13 protein-coding genes are annotated in these 20,808 nt (G+C 58.0%); 5 read left to right on the top strand and 8 right to left on the bottom strand.

Features of this window, described 5'->3' with window-relative positions; translation table 11 throughout:
- Nucleotides 1-51 precede the first annotated feature (51 nt).
- Together ACQYWX_RS01090 and ACQYWX_RS01085 are read right to left on the bottom strand one after the other, a co-directional pair.
- Complete coding sequence (locus ACQYWX_RS01090; protein ID WP_431687593.1) at nucleotides 52-915, bottom strand: outer membrane protein OmpK; 864 nt, start codon at nucleotides 913-915, stop codon at nucleotides 52-54.
- A 446-nt stretch (nucleotides 916-1,361) separates the two neighbouring features.
- Nucleotides 1,362-4,343: a M14 family zinc carboxypeptidase gene (locus ACQYWX_RS01085; protein ID WP_431687592.1), complete on the bottom strand. Its 2,982-nt coding sequence runs from the start codon at nucleotides 4,341-4,343 to the stop codon at nucleotides 1,362-1,364.
- A gap of 470 nt (nucleotides 4,344-4,813) precedes the next feature.
- Here ACQYWX_RS01085 and recC point away from each other — a divergent pair, with 470 nt between their 5' ends.
- From recC to recD, 3 genes are read left to right on the top strand one after another with little or no spacing between them, the layout of a single operon-like run.
- Nucleotides 4,814-8,035, top strand: a complete 3,222-nt coding sequence (recC, locus tag ACQYWX_RS01080) for an exodeoxyribonuclease V subunit gamma (RefSeq protein ID WP_431687591.1) — start codon at nucleotides 4,814-4,816, stop codon at nucleotides 8,033-8,035.
- Nucleotides 8,032-11,577, top strand: a complete 3,546-nt coding sequence (recB, locus tag ACQYWX_RS01075; RefSeq protein ID WP_431687590.1) for an exodeoxyribonuclease V subunit beta — start codon at nucleotides 8,032-8,034, stop codon at nucleotides 11,575-11,577. Before recC ends, recB begins: the two co-directional genes overlap by 4 nt.
- Nucleotides 11,574-13,511, top strand: a complete 1,938-nt coding sequence (gene recD / locus ACQYWX_RS01070; RefSeq protein ID WP_431687589.1) for an exodeoxyribonuclease V subunit alpha — start codon at nucleotides 11,574-11,576, stop codon at nucleotides 13,509-13,511. Before recB ends, recD begins: the two co-directional genes overlap by 4 nt.
- Before the next feature lie 18 nt (nucleotides 13,512-13,529).
- On the opposite strand, the gene ACQYWX_RS01065 is transcribed toward recD, so the two are convergent.
- The gene (locus ACQYWX_RS01065) at nucleotides 13,530-14,066 is read right to left on the bottom strand and encodes an outer membrane beta-barrel protein (RefSeq protein ID WP_431687588.1); all 537 of its coding nucleotides are present in this window, start codon (nucleotides 14,064-14,066) and stop codon (nucleotides 13,530-13,532) included.
- Between the two features lie 254 nt (nucleotides 14,067-14,320).
- Between ACQYWX_RS01065 and ACQYWX_RS01060 the strand changes: the two genes are divergently transcribed.
- Nucleotides 14,321-14,767, top strand: a complete 447-nt coding sequence (locus ACQYWX_RS01060) for a CBS domain-containing protein (protein WP_011394211.1) — start codon at nucleotides 14,321-14,323, stop codon at nucleotides 14,765-14,767.
- Between the two features lie 90 nt (nucleotides 14,768-14,857).
- Here the strand turns inward: ACQYWX_RS01060 and ACQYWX_RS01055 are convergent, their stop codons facing one another.
- Both ACQYWX_RS01055 and ACQYWX_RS01050 read right to left on the bottom strand, forming a co-directional pair.
- Nucleotides 14,858-16,315, bottom strand: a complete 1,458-nt coding sequence (locus ACQYWX_RS01055) for an aminoacyl-histidine dipeptidase (RefSeq protein WP_431687587.1) — start codon at nucleotides 16,313-16,315, stop codon at nucleotides 14,858-14,860.
- A gap of 59 nt (nucleotides 16,316-16,374) precedes the next feature.
- Entirely contained in the window at nucleotides 16,375-17,271 is an 897-nt protein-coding gene (locus ACQYWX_RS01050) for a LysR family transcriptional regulator (protein WP_216735415.1), read from the bottom strand.
- A 131-nt stretch (nucleotides 17,272-17,402) separates the two neighbouring features.
- Between ACQYWX_RS01050 and ACQYWX_RS01045 the strand changes: the two genes are divergently transcribed.
- On the top strand, nucleotides 17,403-18,242 hold the full coding sequence (locus tag ACQYWX_RS01045; protein ID WP_216735414.1) for a pirin family protein: 840 nt from the start codon (nucleotides 17,403-17,405) through the stop codon (nucleotides 18,240-18,242).
- Between the two features lie 43 nt (nucleotides 18,243-18,285).
- On the opposite strand, the gene ACQYWX_RS01040 is transcribed toward ACQYWX_RS01045, so the two are convergent.
- Genes ACQYWX_RS01040 through ACQYWX_RS01030 form a run of 3 tightly spaced genes read right to left on the bottom strand, consistent with a single transcriptional unit; the run spans nucleotide 18,286 to nucleotide 20,697 of the window.
- Complete coding sequence (locus ACQYWX_RS01040) at nucleotides 18,286-18,438, bottom strand: DUF5989 family protein (protein ID WP_216735413.1); 153 nt, start codon at nucleotides 18,436-18,438, stop codon at nucleotides 18,286-18,288.
- Nucleotides 18,438-18,860, bottom strand: a complete 423-nt coding sequence (locus ACQYWX_RS01035) for an SxtJ family membrane protein (protein ID WP_431687586.1) — start codon at nucleotides 18,858-18,860, stop codon at nucleotides 18,438-18,440. The genes ACQYWX_RS01040 and ACQYWX_RS01035 overlap by 1 nt, the downstream gene beginning before the upstream one ends.
- Nucleotides 18,853-20,697 carry a carbamoyltransferase family protein gene (locus tag ACQYWX_RS01030; protein ID WP_431687585.1) on the bottom strand — a complete coding sequence of 615 codons (1,845 nt, stop codon included), beginning with the start codon at nucleotides 20,695-20,697 and terminating at the stop codon, nucleotides 18,853-18,855. The genes ACQYWX_RS01035 and ACQYWX_RS01030 overlap by 8 nt, the downstream gene beginning before the upstream one ends.
- Between the last annotated feature and the right edge of the window lie 111 nt (nucleotides 20,698-20,808).

The raw sequence follows: 20,808 nt of genomic DNA, 5'->3' as shown, positions 1-20,808 counted from the left end.
CGGATTCGTCTCCGAAATCCAGCGCCGCGTCATTCGGCGCGTAGACGGCGGCTAGATTTTGTAGGTCAGGTTGAAGTAATGGCCAACGCCGGTAGTGTCCTGTTTCGGGCCAGCAAATCCCGGCGCACCGTCTTCAAACTGAGTCATATTGCGGTATACCTTCGCGCCATACCCTACCGCCCATTGCTTGGAATGGTACCAGATGCCCAGGTAGGACTGGAATGAGTCGGAGGACCGGGCCGGGTCATCGTCACCCAGATCCGAGGCGAACTCATAATCTGCGTAGCCCTGGAAAGCGACAAAGTCATCGCCGTTATGATAGAAAGGTTTGAACCAGTTGATGTGGGCGACATAACCATCCCAATGGCCTTCATTCTTAGCGCCGTAGTTCTCACCAATAAAACGGGCGTAGAATGCGATACCGGTTTTACCCAACCAAGGTAGCTCCGTATCTGTGCCAATACCCGACCACAATACCTGCAGACCTCCGATTGGGCCTGTGTCAGCCATCAGCAGGTCAAAAGCGAGATACCATTCTTTAATCGGACCGACAGACAGATCCGTTCCGGTCAGGTAGTCGATAGAAAGACGGGGCTCGATATCCGCGAAGAAGTTATCGCCGCGATTTTTATCGGAATTGCCTGAGTCGCCTAAAATATCCAGAAAATCCACGTAGCCGAAAAAGTCCAGGGCGCCGGAACGGCCTCCGAACTCGATTTCGAAATAGGTGTCGTCGAACTTGTAAGGTCCGCCACGTTGATCAATCCCTCGATACAGATGCCAGTTCATCCAATGATAGTCCGCGGCGTGAATATCTTCCGGAACTTCTACAGCACTCGCAGCTGAAGAAAAAAGCAGACCGGCGACCAACGCGCCGCTTGCTGCGGCCAGGGCCGACTGTTTCTTGAGAGTCATGAATACTCCTACTTCTGTGTTTGCTTTGTTTTGATTGTTTTCCTGCAAATACATCACCGCGCGGGGAAAGCCACCGCCCCCCTGCGACGCAGCCGGACTTTTCCGACCCATCGCCCCACATATGCAGTCGTCTCCCCGCGCTGTGTGTATTTATTGACAGGGAGCAGAAGAGCAATATGCGCGCCAACGACAATGATGACCGGCAAATATTGACCTTTTAGTCAACAATTTGCAATTTAAATGCACAATTTGAATGATTTACGCGCAGCCAAATATCACATTCATGCCTGAAAACAGGGCGCGAAAACTAACTTGGCCCCAAATCGGCGCAGCGCGTAAAAGGCGGCGAAGGATATAGACGAAAGTCGAAGTCTGCAAGAAAGTGAGGAGAAAAAAAGGGCGCCGGCGAATGCGGGCGCCCTCTCTAGGAGTGGAAAGGTCTGAAATTACAGACCAAAGTAACTCATTGAACGCTCAATCAGCTTAACGCGGTTTTCATAACCATCGACGCCTTCCAGACCGAAGCCCATATAAATGGTGTCTTCGTCACGGATGACGGGACCGTCAACGAAGCCTGCGCCTTCGATGTTATCCCAATTATTGATGTTGAACGCGCCATCGGGAGCGCCTGGCTGCCACAGACCGAAGCCGTCTTCGAAATCTTCTGCGTCATTTTCCCCGACTTTCACATCGTCGACGAAAACGCCCAGTCCCTGAGTACCCCAGTCGGAGGCATAGGAAATGTAGATTTCAACGGTTTTGCCAGCGTAGGCGGACAGGTCAAACAACATGGTGCGGAAACCGGCGCTGCTGCCGCTCATGGCGTTCCACTGACCAGTGGTTCCAGTAGGATTACAGCTGGCGTCCATGTAATGGGCCAATGTCGGATGCAGGTCAACCCAGCCGGATTTACAGCTTTCGCCGGTATCCTGACTGGTCAAACCATTGGCTTCCGGCAGAGTGGTCCAGTTATCGCTGCCCTGCTCGGCGATTTCCACAAACACGAAGTCCCAATCCGCTTCAGTTTCATGCGCCATGTTGAAGGTGATGTACGGCGCATCCGCTGGTACTTCGATGGTTCCACCCAGACGTTTGAAGCTCTGATCCGCTTGCTGGCTGTACACATAGTGCGTGCCGGAAGTGGGGTTGAAGCCGCCGCCAGGGCGATCATAGGTCGCCGCCAGAGTCTGGTGATACTCGTCCACAAAGCTGCTGGTGACCAGGAAGCTGTCAGGAGTGTGTTGGTTGTTGGCGCTGTCGCCGCCGTTCAGGGAGAAACGCAGACCCGCCATGATGGGATCGTCATCCTGCCCGACTACGTCCAGCGCATTGCCCTCTTTGCCCAGACCGGATGTCTCCAGGTGCAGGAAGGCGCCCATGTAGTACTGGAAGAAGTCATCGTTGAACTGTGCGTAGACAGTAGACGCTTCTGACAGGCCCTGGCCGGTGGCCATGACTTTGCCGTCCCAGTAGTTGATGTATTCACGCGCCTGCAGCTTCATCTGTTCATGCGCCTGGAAGCCTTCCAGAACGGTCGACACAAAGTCGTCGCCGGTATACCAGATCACTGCGTCGTAGTGGCTCATGACTTCACGAGCGGGCGGCACGGCGCCTCTGGCGTCAACGTCCCACACGTCGTAGGAGTAACCGGCGCCGTCCAGGGCGTCAGTGTAGAAAGAAAGGTAGTTAGGAGCGGTGTTGTTCTCATACACAGGGTATTCGCCAGTGTAATCTTCCGCCGCAACCACCAGCACTTTGGCGCCGCTGGCTTTTTCTACGGTGTAGCTGTAGGGACCGAACTCCTCGCCTTTGACGGTTTTGATCCAATAGGTGACGGTGCTGCCGGCGGCTTGACCGCGAATCTTCGCCTCGTAGCGATTGAAGTAAGTTCCCTGCTCCGTGTTGTAACGGTCGCCAAACTTTCTGCGGAAGCGAGTCAGCTTGGGCGAACCGCCGTCCACTTGGTACACCAGGAAGCTGCGGTCGCCGATACGACGCTTGGCCAGCATGTCCACAGACTGAGTTGCGCCCCAGGAAGTGGTCAGCGGCTCGTGATAGACGTCTTCTGTTTCGATGCCTACGGCGGAAACAGGATCATCCGGTCTTCTCGCGCTTTCCGCGATGGTCAGTGCGAACTCCAGGTTGTCGTTGAAAACCGCCTGCAGCATTTTTTCATCGTCCGGGAATTCAAAGCCGTAAGCGTTGCCGTCTTTATCCTGGCCGGAAGTCAGCTCCACCGTGTAGGAAGGAATGCCCAACGCGCCGTAGGACCAATCGGTGAAATCACCATTGGTGGTGTACAGGTCGGCGCTCACGCCGGGATCATATCCCGCTTCGATAATGCTGTCGTAGATAGCAGGATTGTCGTCAGTCCCCGCCTGCGCCACGAAGATCGGATTATCGAAGCTGGGGGTCTGCACCTGCCATCCGAAAGGATACAGAATCAGGTTGCTGTAGGTGTGATAAGACAGCGTAAAACGGAAGTCATGGGCTTGGATAAAGCTAGTCAGCGCCACGGTTTCCGGCTCGCTTCCCGCTGAAGGTCCGCGATAGGTCTGATCGGACATCACCGGACTGGAGCCTTCGTCGTCCAGGCCCCAATGCTCGCCGAAGTTACGGTTCAGGTCGACGCCGTCCTGCAGCGTGATCTGGCCGTCGCCATCGTTATCGCGCAGGTTTTTCCGCCACAGACGCTCGTTGGTGAAGGTGTACTCGTAGCCGTCCGGGTTAGCCACCGGCATGATCCACAGCTCGTTATGATTCAGCAGCTTGGTGATGCGCTCAATCTTGCCGTAGTTCTCGGTGAGGTAGTCCATGTAACGCATGGCCATTTGCGTCGCCACCCATTCGCGGGCGTGATGCGTGGCCACGTAGAATACCTCAGGCTTTTTACGACCGGGAGGCTGATGACTGACCCCATAGCCGTCCTTCAGGTCGCCGCCGCGATCGAACCAGCGGTCCCACCAGGTTTTACGGGACAGTTTGGCGACGATCAAAGGGCGTCCCTGATGGGATTCGCCGATCTTATACAGCGTCACCAGCGCGGGGTATTTTTCCGCCAGAGCGTAAAGGCGGTCTTCGATACCCAGTTCAGGTTCGTCAAAGCTGTGATAAGCGGTTTCGCCGCTGGCGGAGAAAGCCGAGCGGAACTGCGAAGGCATCTGCATAGGCTCCCACTTGATACCGGCTTTATTCAGCTTTTCCTTATCAACGGGAGACAGCACCGCTTCCACCGTAAAAGATTCCCCTTTTACGCCCGCGGTCAGATTTTTCAGTTTGTGATAGTGGACGATGTCGAGGCCAAGCTTCTTGGCCGATTTCAATTCATCGCCGCTGTTGAGAGTGATTCGCGCCATGCTAAGTTGCCCGGCCAGCGCGACCCCCGGCAGTATCGTGCAAATCAAGGCTAGCCATCTAACTAATTTCATGATGTTTTCCTTATTCATGGTTATCGTTAACGGAAAGTTAGTTCGGACTACTGCTAGACTACGGCCAAGGGGGTGAGGGGGAGCCCTAAGCACTCGATCCATGTGCCGTTACAGGCCTTTTGCGGAGAGGTTTCCGGCTGAGTCAACGTCGCTATTCCAGTGATATGGGGTAACCGGCGGGAGCGGCGTTTTTTGGGAAAACCTAACAGCAGGCGCTAACGGACTGCACTTACCTCTATATGTGATAGGAACTCAGCTTGATATAGCGGTTTTCCACTATATCCTTATAACAAAATTAAATATAAGGACAAGCATCTAACGACGACGCTGAGACGGCGTACGCCGCGGGTTTGACCGATTGACCAGGAAAATGATTTATCCATGCAGCCATCCTTGGATTTCCTTATACTCCTAGCGAAAATGATAAATAGCTCACACACAATTTCACTGTCACCGTTTACGCCTCCTTCATGCTGAAAATCTACTACAGCAACCGTCAGGAACAGCTGCTCGCACTGCTCGCCGACGCCTTGGCGCGTCCCAAGGCGAACCCGTTGCAAAGCGACATATTGATCGTGCAGAGCCAGGGCATGAGCCGTTGGCTGAGCCAGCAACTGGCGGAACTCAACGGCGTCGCCGCCAACCTGGAGTTTCAACTGCCGGCGCAATTGATCTGGCGGCTGGCGCGACTGTGCCGGGACGACTTGCCAGAGCTGCATCCCTTCGACAAATCCATTCTGACCTGGCGCTTGATGCAGCTCGCGCCCACGCTTCCAGACAGCGGCGAATTCGACGCCCTGCATCGTTATCTTCATACCGGCCCGGATCGCAAGTCGCCGGATCTGCTGCGTAATTATCAGCTGAGCCAACGCATCGCCGATGTCTTTGACCACTATCTGATGTATCGCCCGGACTGGTTATCCGAATGGGAGCAAGGCCTGCCCACTGAAGCCAGCGCCAGCGAACACGCCTGGCAGATTGAGCTGTGGCGCGGCCTGACCCGTGACAGCGAGGCGCCCCACCGCGCCCGCGTATTGCAGGAGCTGGCGGAACAGCTGCCGCAGCATGTGGATAAGCTGCCGCCGCGCCTGTTTGTCTTTGGCGTTCCCTATATGGCCCCGGCGTATCTGGACGTGCTGCAGAACACCGCACGCCATATAGAAGTGCATATGTATCAATGGAACCCTACGGAGCATTACTGGGGCGACATCGCTTCCCGCAAAGACATCAGCCGCATTCGCACCCGCGATGGCGCGGAAGTCTCCGGGCTGTACGACGAAGGCCATCGACTGCTGGCCTCCTGGGGCAAACCGCTGCGGGATTATCTGGATGTGCTGCAGGACGTGTCCGTCACGGAAGCCGACTGCTACGTCCCCCCCGCGCCGCCGCAAACCTTGCTGCAACGCCTGCAGGCGGACGTTTTCGACCTGCGTCAGGAGCCATGGCCAGAAAGCGCCGCTGACGACCGCTCTCTGCAAGTGCATCTATGCCACAGCGCCTTACGCGAAGTGGAAGTACTGTACGATCAACTGATGGATCTGCTGCAAACCGATCACAGCCTGTCTCCCCGGGATATCGTGGTGATGACGCCTGATATCGGCCAGTACGCGCCTCTGGTTGAAGCCGTATTCGGCGCGCAGGAAGGTCCGCGCCGCATTCCCTGGTCGCTCGCCGACCTGAGCCGCTACAGTGACTTCAATCTGGTGCAGTCGGTACTGCAATTGTTCGACCTATTGCCGGGCCGTTTCACCGCCTCGGAAGTGCTCGGCCTGCTGGAAATTCCCGCCGTGGGACGCCGCTTCGGGCTGGATGAAGAATTATTATCGCGCCTGCGCCAATGGCTGCATGAGGCGTCCATTCGCTGGGGACTGGACGGCGAATCGCAGCAGGCCTACGGCGTCGACTGCGCCGATCAGTTCAGTTGGAAAGCCGGCATCAAACGCCTGCTGCTGGGCTTCGCCCTGCCCGACGCGATGCAGATGTACCAGGACGTCGCCCCCTATCCTCATATCCAGGGCGGCGATGCGGACAGCCTGGGCGCGCTATCGCAATTAATCGATACACTGGCGCGCTGGCGCGCACAGATCTCCCGTGGCCAGACGCCGCAGCAATGGGCGGACCTCCTGCACAGTTGGATGAACGATCTGTTCGACCCTGATCGGGATGAAGAGCAGGCGCTGCAAGTCGCCCGCGAGGCGGTGCAGGAGTGGCTGCAGGAAACCCAGACCGCTGGCTTCGATCAACCCTTGCCGCTGGCGGTGGTGAAACAGGATCTGCGTCGGCGTCTGGACAGCCCGTTACGGCGTCAGAGTTTCCTCACCGGCGCAGTGACCTTCTGCGCCATGGTGCCTATGCGCAGTATTCCCTTTCGGGTGGTCGCCGTCCTGGGGTTGAACCACGATCAGTTCCCGCGCCGCCAGACGCAGCCGGGCTTCGATCTGATCGCCGCGTATCCTCGCAAAGGCGACCGCGCCCGCCGCGAAGAAGACCGCTTCCTGTTTCTGGAAGCCCTACTGGCGGCCCGCGACGTGTTTTATCTGAGTTATGTCGGGCGCAGCATCCGCGACAACAGCGAGTGCGCGCCCTCGGTCATTCTCAGCGAGCTGCTGGATACGATTCAGGAACAAGGCGGCGAGGCGGCCATGAAGCGCATTCTCACCGAACACCCGCTGCAGCCCTTCAGCCCGCATTACTTTACCGCCGACGGCGGCCACTTCAGCTATCAGTCAGAATGGCTGCCCGCCCTGCACGGTCGCCACAGCAAGCAGGAGTATCAGGCGTTCTGCCCGGAAGCGCTGCCGTCCCGGGAGCGGGAGCCGTTTTCCGCCGACCACCCGGTGGAGCTGGACAGTCTGCGACGCTTTCTACGCAATCCCACCCGCTACTTCGTGCAGCAGCGGCTCAATATATTGCTGGACGCCAGTGATCTGACTCAGGACCGGGAGCCTTTCGACCTGGGCGGTCTGCACGGCTTCCAGGTGAAAGAGCTTTGGCTGCAGGAACTGATGAACGCGGCGACGGACGAGGAGGCGGAAAGCTATCTGGAGGCCAAGGGGCTGCTGCCCGGCGGCGCTGTCGGCGCCATCAGCCGCAAGCAGACGCGGCAACAATTGGAAGCGCTGCGCGAGCAGGCCCGTGAACTGTATGGCAAGGACCGTATTGAAATTACCCCGGAAAAATCAGGACTGCCGTTGCGCGGCGCAGTGGCCGGTATTGGCCCGCGCGGCCTGCTGCATCTGACTACCGCCGGCTGCAACGCTTCCCGCATGCTGTTGTTATGGCTGGAGCATCTGGCGCTATGCAGCGTTACTGCCGACCCTCTGGCCCGACCCAGTTTTCTGGTGTGCCGCCAAGGGGTTGGCCATTACCGTCAGGTCGCGCAAGATCAGGCCAGAAAGTTACTGGCGGAGCTTATGGATCTGCTGTCGCAGAGTGAGAATGAACCGGTGCGCTTCTTCCCGAAGACCTCTTTAAAGTATGTGGAAACCAAGAATAATCCTCGCAGTCGCAGCGAGCCCATCAACGCCGCGCAGCAATGCTGGCTGGGCAACGAATGGCAACCGGGCGAACTGGCGGACGCGCACCATTTTCTGGTGTGGCGCTTTGAAGCGGAAACCTTGAACGAGCGCTTCGTGGCGCTGGCGGAAAGCATCTGGGAGCCCGCGCTGGAGCATTGGGAGGCGCCCGCATGAGGCCGCTGGACCCGATCGCCATTCCCCTGCAGGGCGTGCAGCTCATCGAAGCCAGCGCCGGCACCGGGAAAACCTACACCATCACCACCTTGTATCTGCGTCTGCTGCTGGAACGCCAGCTCGACGTCAGGCAGATTCTGGTGGTTACCTTTACTCGCGCCGCCACGGAAGAGCTGCGCACGCGGATTCGTCAGCGTATCCGCGAGGTCATGCAGACCTTGCAGGCGCCGCCGGAAGCGGAAACGCCAGAATGGCTGGCGCCCTGGCGCGATCCGGAACGCAACGAGGACGCTCTCGCCCTGTTGCAACAGGCGCTGTTAAACATGGACGAGGCGTCCATTTTCACCATTCACGGTTTCTGCCAGCGCGCCCTGCAGGACAACGCATTCGAAAGCGGACTCCTGTTTGATCTGCGTCTACAGGAAGACCTGGGCCCGTTGTTGCAACAAGCGGCGGAGGACACCTGGCGCAAGCTGTTCTATCCCGACCGATTGCTGGCGGAGCTGGCGCAAGCCAAGTGGGGCGAGCCGGCGGAGATGCTGAATGGACTGCGCAGTTATCTGGCGCAAAGCGATCTGGAATTGATCCACCCGGATGTGGAGCCAGAAACCCTCAGCAATCTGGCCGTCGAACTCAAAGCCCAATGGCGCCAGCAAGGCGACGAACTCATCACTGCTGTACGGGAAGCGGCGGAGAACAAAATTCTGGGGCGCGCGGAGAAAACTTACCGGGAAGACAAACTGAACGATGCGGCTCTCAGCCTCACTATCTGGAGTCGCACGGAAGAACAAATGACGCTGCCGCCCGCCGCAGCTCTGTTCAGCCAGAGCCTCCTTGACGCATCCGTGCTGAAAAAAGCGGCGGACAAAGGTCTTGGCGCGCCACAACATGCCTTCTTCACCGCCCTGGACCAGTTTCTGAGCCAACAGGCGCAGTTGGACGCCTGGCTGGTGGGCGCGACGCTGACCAACTTCAGAGACGTCTTGCGACGCCTGAAAACCCAGGCGGAAATACTGGGCTTCGATGACCTGATCGGCAGTCTCAAAGACGCCCTCGAAGCCGCCACTGGCCCCCAGTTACGCCTGGCGCTGCAACGCCGCTACCCGGTCGCCATGATTGACGAATTCCAGGATACCGACCCCTCCCAGTATCGAATCTTTTCCTCCTTATATGACGCCGCCGACAATAACGCCACCCTGTTTATGATCGGCGACCCCAAGCAGGCGATTTACAGCTTCCGGGGCGCGGATATTTACGCCTACCTGCAAGCCAAACAGCGCACGCCTCAGGATAACCGCTACACCATGGACACCAACTGGCGCTCCCGTAAAGAGCTGGTGGCGGCGGTCAATGGATTATTCGAACAGTGCGCCAATCCGTTTCTGTTCGCCGGCGATATCGAATTCATTCCCGTGCAGGCCGCCGGCGCCGCTGACGCCTCCGTCCTGACCCTGGACGGCGTCCCTGTGACGCCATTGCAGGCCTGGCTGCTCGGCCGGGAAGACGGCGGCAAAGCCATCAGTAAAGATCAGGCGCGCCCTCAGCTGGCGCAAATTACCGCCAGTGAAATCGCCAACTGGCTCAACCTGGGAGAATGCGGACGCGCCCGTCTGGGCGAGCGCCCGCTCAGCGCCGGCGATATCGCGGTACTGGTGCGGGATAACAATCAGGCTCGCATCATGTCGGAAAAGCTGTCCGCCGTCGGCGTCAGCAGCGTGTTTCTGACTCGGGAAAGCGTCTATCAAAGCGAAGAGGCCACCGATCTGCTGCGCCTGTTGCGCGCCTTACTGGAGCCTAATGACGAACGCCGTCTGCGCGCGGCGCTGGTGACCCTGAGCTGGGGATGGACGGCGGCGGAGCTGGAGACGCTGGCCCGGGACGAGCAGCGTTGGGAAAACATGCTGACCTCATTGCACCAGTTGCGAGAGGAGTGGCAGGACGCCGGCTTCATGCCCATGTTTCAGAAATGGCTGCAAACCTTTAGCGTCGCCGCCAGACTACTGGGCCTGCCGGAGGGCGAGCGCCGCCTCACCAACCTGTTGCAGCTGGCGGAGCTGTTGCAACAGGCCGGACGCGACTACCCCACGCCCGAGCGCCTGCTGGCCTGGTATCAAGGGCAATTGGAGCAGGCGGACGGGCGCGGCGATGACCATCAATTACGTCTGGAAAGCGATGAGGCGCTGGTGAAAATCGTCACCATCCACAGTTCCAAAGGCCTCGAATACCCATTAGTGTTTCTGCCTTTCCTGGGATTCGGCCGCAGCGGCAAAGACGATTATCTGATGTGTCATGACCCCGAGCGGGAGCACCGACTGGTGCTCGATCTCAGCGGCGGCGACCGCTTACAGGAGCAGGCGGAGCGGGAACGTTTGGCGGAAGATCTGCGTCTGCTTTATGTGGCGCTGACCCGGGCCAAACACCTGTGCGTCTGGGCCTGGGGCGCCGTGAATGAGTTCCAGTACGCCGCTATGGCGTGGCTGCTTTATGGCGGCGCGACGGACAATCTGACCGACTGGCTGACGTCCCTGAAAAACCTGGACGATACACAACTTGCCGAGCCTCTGACTCGCCTTGCCGCGCAGACGGACTTCTGCTGGAGCCCCGCTCCTGAGCCAGTGCATCAGCGCCATCACCCCGGCGAAGGCGCCGGTCAGTGGCGGGCGCGCTCCGCCCAGCGCACGATAGAACAAAACTGGCGCCTCTCAAGTTATTCGCAGTTGGCCGCCGGTGGCGGCGGTCGTCATCATGAAGAACCCCTGGACGAAGCTGCTCCAGTACAGGAAGTACAACCTCGCCTGCAGCCTGACGTCAGCGATATTTTTCAATTTCCCAAAGGCGCCTGGGCGGGTCAGTGTTTCCACCATATTCTGGAGAATATGCCGTTTCAGGCGGAAAACGCCGAGGTGTTGCATGAACTCACCAGCCACAGCCTGCAACAACACGGCTTTGGCGAAGAGTGGGTGGCCTGCGTGGCGGAACAGTTATGGCAGGTGGTGAACACCCCGCTCAACATAACCGGCGCAGAGCCCTTTGCGCTGTCGCAACTGGACAAGGCCAATATGCAGGTGGAAATGGAGTTCTTGTTCCCCGTGACGCTGATTCAGCAAACGCGGCTTGCGCGCTTCCTCGCGGATTACTCCGCTTCAGAAACGCCGGTTAACCTGAACGTCGCCTCGAACGAAGGCCTGATGCACGGCTTTATCGACCTCACTTTCCAGCATGAAGGACGCTTCTATATCGTCGATTACAAAGGCAGCTGGCTGGGAGAAAAGCGCGAGAGCTACGCCCAGGAAAATCTACACAACGAAATACTCGCGCACCGCTATGATCTGCAGTACCTGATCTATACGCTGGCGCTGCATCGCTACCTGCAACGCAGCTTGCCTGACTACGATTACGACACCCATTTTGGCGGCGTGTATTACTTGTTTTTGCGGGGCATGCACAGTCAGAACCAACCAGAATTAGGCGTATTTTTCGATCGTCCCTCCCAGGCGGCGGTGACGGCGTTTGCTGAGATTCTGCAGGGGGAACCGACATGAGCATCGCCCATCTGATTGACGCCGCCCGCCAAAGTAACCTGCTGCGGCCACTGGACTATTATCTTGGCCATCAGTTCGCGGACATGGCGATGTCGGCGACAGAAGAACAACGGGAGCTGCTGGCGCTGACCGTAGCGCTGACCTCCAACGCCCTGGCCAATGGCCACACCTGTCTGGACCTGTCGCAATACGCCGGCCGCTCGTTATGGCCGGACTCCGCGGAAGAGGACATACGCGCCTTTATCGCTCCATCCCTCACATTATGGCGCGAAGCGCTGCTCGCCAGCGGCCTGACCCAGGCGGACGCAGAGGTCGGCGAGGCGGGCCCGGTCAGCCCGTGTGTGCTTGACGACCGTAACTGCTTCTATCTGGCCCGCTACTTCGAATATGAACGCCAGCTCGCGGAACGGCTGCAACAACGCATCCTGAATCACGCCTCTTTTCCACCAGAAAAAGTACGCCAGGCGTTACTGCGCTTTTTTCCTTCCGTTGACGCAGAGGATCGCCAGGCTATCGCCGCTGCCGTGGCCTGTCGTCAGGGCTTCACCGCCATTGTCGGCGGTCCCGGCACCGGCAAAACCACCACCGTGGCCAAACTGCTGGGCATGTTGGGAGAACTCGCCGACCCGCCTCTGCGCATCGCCCTGGCGGCGCCGACGGGCAAAGCCGCCGCACGCCTGATGGAGTCTATCCGCAACGCCAAATTGCAGTTGGCGGAACGCCTGCCTCATCCCGAGCGTATTCCAGATACCGCCTACACCTTGCATCGCTTGCTCAAAGTACGGGGCGACGGCAAAGGCTTCGTGCATCACGCCGGCCACCCGCTGCCTGTGGATTTACTATTGATAGATGAAGTGTCGATGGTGGATCTGGCGATGATGCTGCGCACCGTGGAGGCGCTGCCTCCCCATGCCCGCCTGATGTTGCTGGGCGACAGCGAACAGCTCGCCTCCGTGGAAGCCGGCAGCGTCATTGGCGACATCTGCTCGCAACGAAGCGCCGCCGGCGTCAGCCCGGATATGGCGGATTACCTGAGCCAGCTTGGCCTGACGCCGCCTTACCCCGCTGACAAGGAAGCCGCGCCAGTGGCCGACTGCGTCATCCGTCTGGAAGTGAGTCATCGTTTTCACGCCCGCAGCGGCATCGGCCGACTGGCGCAGGCGATCAACGCCGGCGAGCCGGAAGCGGCTCTGCAGGTATTCAAACAGCCGGAATTCGAAGACGCGGACTGGGAAAACCTGCCGCCGTCGCAACTGCAGGCAATCATCCAGCAAACCGCCGCCAACGCCTACGAAACTTGCTTCAAAGCCGATTCGGTGGAAACCGCCCTGGACGCCATGAATCGCTTCCGCATTCTCTGCGCCGTGAAGGAAGGCCATGGCGGCGTGCAGGAAATCAATCAGTGGGTGGAGTCCGCGCTGCAGCGCAAAGGCTTGGCGCCGCGTTACCAACTGCACTACCACGGCCGCCCCATCATGGTGACCCGCAACGATTATAGTCTGGGCTTGTTTAACGGCGATGTGGGCCTGATCTGGCGTGATCCGGCGTCGGGGCAGCTGCGCGCCTGGTTCCCGGACGCTGACGGCCCCCTGCGCAGCATACCTTTATACCGCCTGCCCGCGCATGAAACGGTCTACGCCATGACGATACACAAAAGTCAGGGATCTGAATTCGACCATTGCGTGGTGGCGCTGCCTGAAACCGATCAACCGGTGCTGACGCGGGAGTTGCTATACACGGGCGTCACTCGCGCCAGGAAAAGGATCAGCGTATGGGGGGCGCGTCATCTGTTGATCAAGTCCATCAAGCGCCCCACTCAGAGGATGTCCGGACTCGCCCGCAGAATCTGGGGCGATTCGGCGCCGAACGAACCCAGCGCGGATAATCCACCGGACGCAGCCTCCGGCGATGGCGTGCAACTGGATTTGTGGTGAGTATTAATTTAAAGGTGCTTAAAACAAGCCTGTCATGCCAACACTGAAGGTATTAAAACGCACATCTTCATGTCCAAAGTGAGTTACTTCCGTCTTTAGGTAAACCCCTTTCGCAATGCGGAAGTCGACTCCTCCGCCGTAGGCAAAACCACTGTGAGTTTCATAATTTGTCGAGCATCCGCTAAATCCAGGAACGAAGCATCTTTTAGTGCTAACGTTCATGCCCTCCCACCCAAGCAGAGCATAGGGCTTAACATAGTGGCTGACGGGAAAAGTGAAACGACCAAACCCTGCTACAAATCCGTTTACAAAATCGCCGGAGCCATCTACGGGATCGTCGTCGAAAATGAGTGAAAATGCGTCGAACCCCAAGCGTGTTTCCAGTCCCAAATAATCATTGATGCGCAGACCTACGACCCCGCTTAGCATAATATTATCGATCAGCTTATCTGAGGACGCATGCACATAATCTAGACCTGCTTCCCCATAGATTTCCGCCGATACATTTCCGGCCATCGATAAAGCCAGAGTGAATCCTAAACTCAGTCTATTCATTACAACTCCCATCTCACAGCTTGGGTAAACTTTTAGGCAATTATTGGGCTGTCCCGACAGCGCGCCGAAGCATACACTAGGGGTTGTCTGTGTAACAGCGTCAGCGCCGCAAAGCTCCATACGCCGAGGCTGGCTATACTTCCTGGAACAACGTTGAAATATCGCCAAGCCCTGGGTAGCGGCGGGTTTGACTCGCATCAAGCCATACCGACGCCGGTTCCATTACCTTAAAGCTTACGCAATTGGAGGTAAGCATGATCCTGATGAAAGATGTAATGAGCCACCCCGTGCATACGTTGAGCACTGAGAACAGCCTGGCCGATGCGCGCAAAATGATGCAGGAACAGGGCATCCGCCACATCCCGGTCGTCAACGCCAAAAACAAACTGGAAGGGCTCGTCACCCAGCGCGACGTCTTCGCCGCCATGGACTCCTCCGTGTATGACATGCCCCCGGAGTTGATGGAGGCCCATGAGTCCGAAATTCCCGTCACCCAGGTGATGCGGACCAAAGTCGCCACCGCCAGCCTGGACACGCCGATCCGTAAAGCGGCGGAATTTCTGCAAACCAAGAAATACGGCTGTCTGCCCGTGGTGGAAAATGGTCATGTCGTGGGTATTCTGACGGGAGGCGACTTTATCAAGATCGCGATTAATCTGCTGGATCTGGTGGAAGTGGAGCCAGAAGAAGAACCCAGCTGAGGGAGAGGCGCGGCAGGCGTGCGAAACCAATGAGGTAACGCAGCCTGTCGTCGGGCGCCAGTATCGGCGCCCGCTATGTCATTGCCTGCGTCAGGCGGGTTTGGCCAGATGCGCCAGCGCCGCTTCCAGAAATTTCCAGAAGTTCGCTACGCTTGGCGCATGCACCGCTTCATCCGGCGAGTGCGCGCCGCGAATGGTCGGCCCGAAAGAAATCATGTCCCAGTGGGGATAGTTAGCGCCCAGAATACCGCACTCCAGACCTGCATGAATCACCTGGATCTTGGGAACAACGCCCACGACGTCCTCGTGCAGACGGGTCAGGCTATCCAGCAGTCGAGAGTTCTTGTCCGGCGCCCATCCAGGATAAGAGTTACCCACCGAAGTTTCCGCCCCCGCCAGTTCAAAAACGCTCGCCAGAGATTGCGCCGCGTCATCCCGCAAAGAGTCCACCAGACTGCGCGCCAGGCAGTGCACTTCGATATGGCCGTTATCCATCACCACCCGCGCCAGATTATTGGAGGTTTCCGTCACGCCGGGGAAATCCGCGCTCATGCGGAATACGCCGTGATGGCAGGCGAAAATCACGCGCTGTAAGCGGTCCACCATATCCTCCGGCAACAAATCGGCGGCATCCGTTTCACTGATGGTCAGATGCAAATGCGGCTCGGCCGATTTCAGCTCCTGCATGAACAATTGCTGCAGCTCGCTGATGCGGCGGGCGATCGCTTCGCCCTGCTCCGCCGGCGCTGCAACCACGGCGAAGGCTTCGCGCGGAATGGCGTTACGCAGGGTGCCGCCGGTCAGAGACGCCACGCGCAAGGCGGGAAACTGTTTGCGTAATTGATCCAAAGCGCGATTCACCAGCTTCAACGCGTTGCCGCGTCCAGAATGGATATCCAGCCCGGAGTGACCGCCGCGCAGCCCTTTTAGGGCAATGCGCCAATACTGACGGCGGTCGTCCCGGGGCTCCGCCTGATAGATGAAGCGTCCGCCGATATCCACACCGCCGGCGCACCCGATATACAGTTCGTTTTCTTCTTCCGTATCCAGGTTCAGCAGCAAAGAGCCCTGCAGTACGCCGCCCTGTAATCCTTTGGCGCCGGTCATCCCGGCCTCTTCGTCCACCGTCAGCAAGCCTTCCAGCGGTCCATGGATCATGTCTTTGGACGTCAGTACGGACAGAATAGCCGCCACGCCAATGCCGTTATCCGCGCCCAATGTAGTACCGCGGGCGCGCACCCAGTCGCCGTCGATATAGGGTTGAATCGGGTCTTTGCTGAAATCGTGGGTAGAACCTTCGTTCTTCTGCGGCACCATATCCAGGTGGCTCTGCATCACTACGCCGGGCGCGTCTTCGTAGCCGGGCGTCGCGGGTTTGCGGATTATCAGATTACCGACCTGATCCTCGATGATTTCCAGCTCATATTCAGCCAGGGCTTCTCTGATGCGGGACTTGAGCAACTGCTCTTGTTTGGAAGGCCGCGGGGTGTCGCACAATAGCTGGAAAAAACGCCACAAGGGCTGCGGGTTCAGATCGCTTAAACTCATAATGTCGCCAAATTGTTGTTGATTGTTCTGGAGTTCCTCAAGGCGCTGCGCCAAGAGGCCTATTCAGGAAATCTGGTCCATTCACGTCCCCGTCGCAATAGCTGATTTCCCAGATAAAGCGTGGCGGGACCTTGTCTGTCCATATCGCCGTAGACCAGATACAGCGGGACTTCTCTATCGCCGCCTTCCTGCAGCGGCAGCGCCTTCAGGGCGCCGCTTTGAATATCCGCATCCACCCAGGAAACCGGCAGCCAGGTGAAACCCAGTCCGCGCTTCACCATGTTCACCGAGGTGCTCATGTGTGTCACCGTCCAGCGTTGCTCTGCGCCCAGCCAACCGGAATTACGGCGCACGGCGCCGGAGTCGCGAATGACGATTTGCCGATGTCGGGCCAGGTCATCTTTATTCAGGGTGCGATTGAGCTGATGCAAAGGATGCTCTGGATTCGCCACCGGCGTAAACGGAATATTGGTAATCAGATCGCCGATGAATCCCTGCGGTACGAATGGAGTTATAACCAAGTCGCATACCCCCTGCTTGAGCAGGTCTTCAGCGCCGGACAACACGGTTTCGATAATTTCGATGCGAGTATTGGGATACTGCTCGGAAAACTCCGCCAGCGCGCAATACAGGGCTTCCTGGGGATAGATAATCTCCACCGCGATCTGGATGTGCGCTTCAATGCCCTGGGCCAGACCGGAGGCCACGGATTCCAGCTGCTCCGCCTGTTGCAGCAGGTTTTCCGAACGCCTCAACAGCAGTTTTCCCGCCTCGGTCAGCGTCGCTTTGCGCCCCTGCACCTGCAGAATCTGTACGCCCAGCATTTCCTCAAGCTTATGTACGGCATGATGCACCGTGGACTGGCTTTTGTGCACCATCTCCGCCGCTTGGGCGAAGCCGCCGTGGGCGACCACGGCGTGCAGCATACGCCATTGTTCCAACGTTGATTTAGGCATGAATTCTAATTTATCGAAATTTAGACACGAATAATTGCAATTTATTTTCGAATTTTACGATGCATAATGCAAGAATGAGAAGACTGCTTGCAGGATATGCAAATCATGCAATGGAGTGGGAGGACACCACCATGGCTGTACGAGAACTCAAGCGCATCATTAACGCCAGCCCGGCGACCGACGGCGCGGGAGTCAGGATTTCCCGGATCGCAGGATTTTCCGCTACCGATCTGGAACCTTTCTTAATGATTGATGAAATCCGTTCCGACGAACGGGACGATTTTATCGCCGGCTTTCCCGAACATCCCCATCGCGGCCTGGAAACTCTGACCTATATGAAAGAAGGCGGCTTCGAACACCGCGACCATATGGGCAACCAAGGAGCTATCAAAAGCGGCGGCGCGCAGTGGATGTCCGCCGGCAAAGGCGTCATCCATTCGGAAATGCCAATACCGGAAGCCGCACGCATGCACGGCTTTCAAATCTGGATCAACCTTCCCCGTACGCAGAAAATGAAGCAGCCGGAGTGGCGCGACGCGCAGCCGGAAGAACTGCCCTCTATTATTCTGAGTTGCGGCGAGATTCGGGTCATCGCCGGCTCCTGGCGCATTCAGGATAATTTCAGCACTTCACCCTTGAATCGACTGGCGCAATCCGCCGGCCTGCTCGATATATCCCTGCTGCCCAACGGCAAGCTGGATCTGCCGCTGGAGCAAGACCGACAGGCGGCGATCTACGTCTATAACGGCCGCGTGCACATGGGCTCAGTGTTGCAGGCGGGCCAGCTCGGCATTCTTGGCCCAGGCGAACGCCTGCAACTGAGCGCGGATAAAGGCGGCGCGGACTTCCTGTTACTTGCGGGAGAAGCCTTACATGAGCCGGTGGCGCATTACGGTCCTTTCGTCATGAATACCCACGACGAAATTCTCACTGCGGTGAAGGATTATCAGGAAGGGAAGCTGACGGCATAGCAAAACGGCCTCCAAAGAGGCCGTTTTCATGTGGGCGCCGCCGTTAAAACAACGTATAGATGAAGGGCGCCACCGCCGATCCCTGGGTGATCACAATCAGGCCGCCCAGCGTCACCAGGGTTAATACCAGTGGAAACAGCCACACTTTTTTCCTTTGTCGCATAAACGCCCAAAGGTCTTTTAAAAATTCCCACATCAGAATGGTCGCTCCATGGACTCAGGGGTAATAGGTTCGTCGCGTACAGTTCGATAAGAAGTCGCCTGCGGATCGATGCGCTTTTGCAGTTGCAGCTTGTGCGCAAGCCGCAGCGCCCAACCCAGCGGCGCCACCAGAACAACGAATACGGCGCCGAGAATGATAGCGCTGTTTATCTTGCCCAGCCTTAAGGCGAAATGCATCCACAGGACATATACCTGACGCAACAGCCCCGGTTTCACGATCGCCAGGGCGGCGAACACCGCCGCAACCGGATAAGGCCATCGGGGCAGGCTCAACGCAAACACCCAAGGCAAAAACAATCCAAACACCAGAATAAGAAAGGCGGCCATAACCAGGCCGAACTTTCTCAGTTCCCCTTCCGGAGCGGAGGCAAAGTCCTGTCGCACTGAGTTAGTCAAGTTCAAACTCCCGAGACCAATCTTTATTCACTAACGCCTCCGGCTGCATGGCCTTGCGCAGTACGCAGCGCCCCAAGACCAATACATCCATCTCCGTCGCCATAAAACACCGAAACGCATCGTCCGGCGAACAAACCGGCGGCTCGCCACGAACGTTAAAGGACGTGTTGATCAACACCGGATGGCCGCTAATCTTGGCGAACTCTTTTATTAGACGATGAAATTCCGGATTAGTTTCCTGATGCACCGTCTGCACCCGCGCCGAATAGTCGACATGAGTGATGGCGGGCAAATCCGAGCGAATCTGCCGCAGACGCTCCAGCCCCTCAAGGCCCGGTTCGGCGGATTTGCGCCACGGTTGCTGAACATCCGCCACCAGCAGCATGTAGGGGCTGGGTTTGTCCAAATCGAAATAATCACGGCAATGCTCCGCCGCCACCGCAGGAGCGAAGGGGCGGAAGGATTCGCGGAATTTGATTTTGAGATTCATCTTGGTCTGCATGGCCGGGTCCATCGGATTGCCCAGAATAGACCTCGCCCCCAGAGCGCGGGGTCCAAACTCCATGCGTCCCTGAAACCAGCCCACCACCTGACCGTCGGCCAGATCACTGGCGATGTTCGCGTACAACGCTTCATCTTCCAGCACCGCAAAGGTCGCACCGGCTTCCGTCAAATAGCGCTGAATTTCTTCGTCACTGTATTGCGGTCCCAGATAAGCGCCCTGCATGGCGTCCAGTTCTCCTGACGCCAGGGGACGCGTTCTGGGTTCGCCTTGATAATGATGCCAGGCCAGCAAGGCGGCGCCGAGAGAACCGCCCGCATCGCCGGAGGCCGGTTGAATCCAGATATCGTCAAACGGGCCTTCTCGCAGCAGGCGGCCATTGGCGACGCAATTCAGCGCCACCCCACCGGCCAGGCATAAATGACGTTGTCCCGTCTCCTCGGCGATCGTCCGCCCGAGGCGCAACACAATCTCCTCAGTCACCGCTTGCACCGAGCGCGCCAGATCCATATACGCCTGCGTCAACGGCGCTTCCGGCTCCCGCCGGGGCAGACCGAACAGTTCTGCGAAGCGCTGGTTGGTCATACGCAGACCGGTCATGAAATCGAAGTAACGCAAGTGCAAGCGGAAAGTGCCGTCGGCTTTGACATCGATGAGATGCTGCATGATCAAGTCGACGTATTTCGGCTCCCCGTAGGGCGCCAGCCCCATCAACTTGTATTCGCCGGCATTGACCTTGAAGCCGCAAAAGTAGGTAAAAGCGGAGTACAGCAGACCCAGAGAATGGGGAAACTCGATTTCCCACAACGGGCGCAAAGCAGCGCCCTCGCCCACCCACACGGAACTGGTCGCCCATTCCCCCACCCCATCCAGACACAGAACTGCCGCGTTGGCGAACGGGCTGGGGTAGAAGGCGGAGGCCGCATGAGACTGGTGATGTTCCGCGAACAACAGCTGCGGCAGCGCGGCCTTGGGGTCCCGCAACAGGCCTCTCAACGCCTTCTTCAACTCACTTTTGAGGAATAGCTTATCCTTGAGCCACACCGGCATCGCCGTGGCGAAAGAACGGAAACCTCGCGGCGCGAACGCCAGATAGGTCTCCAGCAGCCGCTCAAACTTCAATAGCGGCTTATCGTAGAAAACCACCCTATCCACTTCGTCCAGGGCGACGCCGCCGGCGTCGAGAACGTATTCAATGGCGTGGCGGGGGAAATCCGCATCGTGTTTCTTGCGGGTAAATCGCTCTTCCTGGGCGGCGGCCAGAATCACGCCGTCCTTTACCAGCGTCGCCGCAGCGTCATGGTAATAAGCGGAAATGCCTAAAATCGTGGTCATTGAAAGGGAAGCCAATCCGTTATGCGTAGTATGAGGTATGACCTGCCGGGAAGGGGCCGTCTTTGCTATCGCTATAGTTTTCTTAAGACTACTGATGCCATAAAATGCGCG

The organism is Hahella sp. NBU794 (genome assembly GCF_050749805.1).
In the GTDB taxonomy this organism is placed as follows: domain Bacteria; phylum Pseudomonadota; class Gammaproteobacteria; order Pseudomonadales; family Oleiphilaceae; genus Hahella.
This window is presented reverse-complemented; position numbering and strand designations above follow the sequence as displayed.

What these genes read in the sequence shown, in the direction of transcription:
- ACQYWX_RS01040 (WP_216735413.1), bottom strand. Translation starts at nt 18,438, where the DNA reads ATGTGGGAATTTTTAAAAGACCTTTGGGCGTTTATGCGACAAAGGAAA.
- ACQYWX_RS01030 (WP_431687585.1), bottom strand. Translation starts at nt 20,697, where the DNA reads ATGACCACGATTTTAGGCATTTCCGCTTATTACCATGACGCTGCGGCG.
- ACQYWX_RS01045 (WP_216735414.1), top strand. Translation starts at nt 17,403, where the DNA reads ATGGCTGTACGAGAACTCAAGCGCATCATTAACGCCAGCCCGGCGACC.
- ACQYWX_RS01090 (WP_431687593.1), bottom strand. Translation starts at nt 915, where the DNA reads ATGACTCTCAAGAAACAGTCGGCCCTGGCCGCAGCAAGCGGCGCGTTG.
- ACQYWX_RS01065 (WP_431687588.1), bottom strand. Translation starts at nt 14,066, where the DNA reads ATGAATAGACTGAGTTTAGGATTCACTCTGGCTTTATCGATGGCCGGA.
- ACQYWX_RS01060 (WP_011394211.1), top strand. Translation starts at nt 14,321, where the DNA reads ATGATCCTGATGAAAGATGTAATGAGCCACCCCGTGCATACGTTGAGC.
- ACQYWX_RS01055 (WP_431687587.1), bottom strand. Translation starts at nt 16,315, where the DNA reads ATGAGTTTAAGCGATCTGAACCCGCAGCCCTTGTGGCGTTTTTTCCAG.
- recC (WP_431687591.1), top strand. Translation starts at nt 4,814, where the DNA reads ATGCTGAAAATCTACTACAGCAACCGTCAGGAACAGCTGCTCGCACTG.
- recD (WP_431687589.1), top strand. Translation starts at nt 11,574, where the DNA reads ATGAGCATCGCCCATCTGATTGACGCCGCCCGCCAAAGTAACCTGCTG.
- ACQYWX_RS01085 (WP_431687592.1), bottom strand. Translation starts at nt 4,343, where the DNA reads ATGAAATTAGTTAGATGGCTAGCCTTGATTTGCACGATACTGCCGGGG.
- recB (WP_431687590.1), top strand. Translation starts at nt 8,032, where the DNA reads ATGAGGCCGCTGGACCCGATCGCCATTCCCCTGCAGGGCGTGCAGCTC.
- ACQYWX_RS01050 (WP_216735415.1), bottom strand. Translation starts at nt 17,271, where the DNA reads ATGCCTAAATCAACGTTGGAACAATGGCGTATGCTGCACGCCGTGGTC.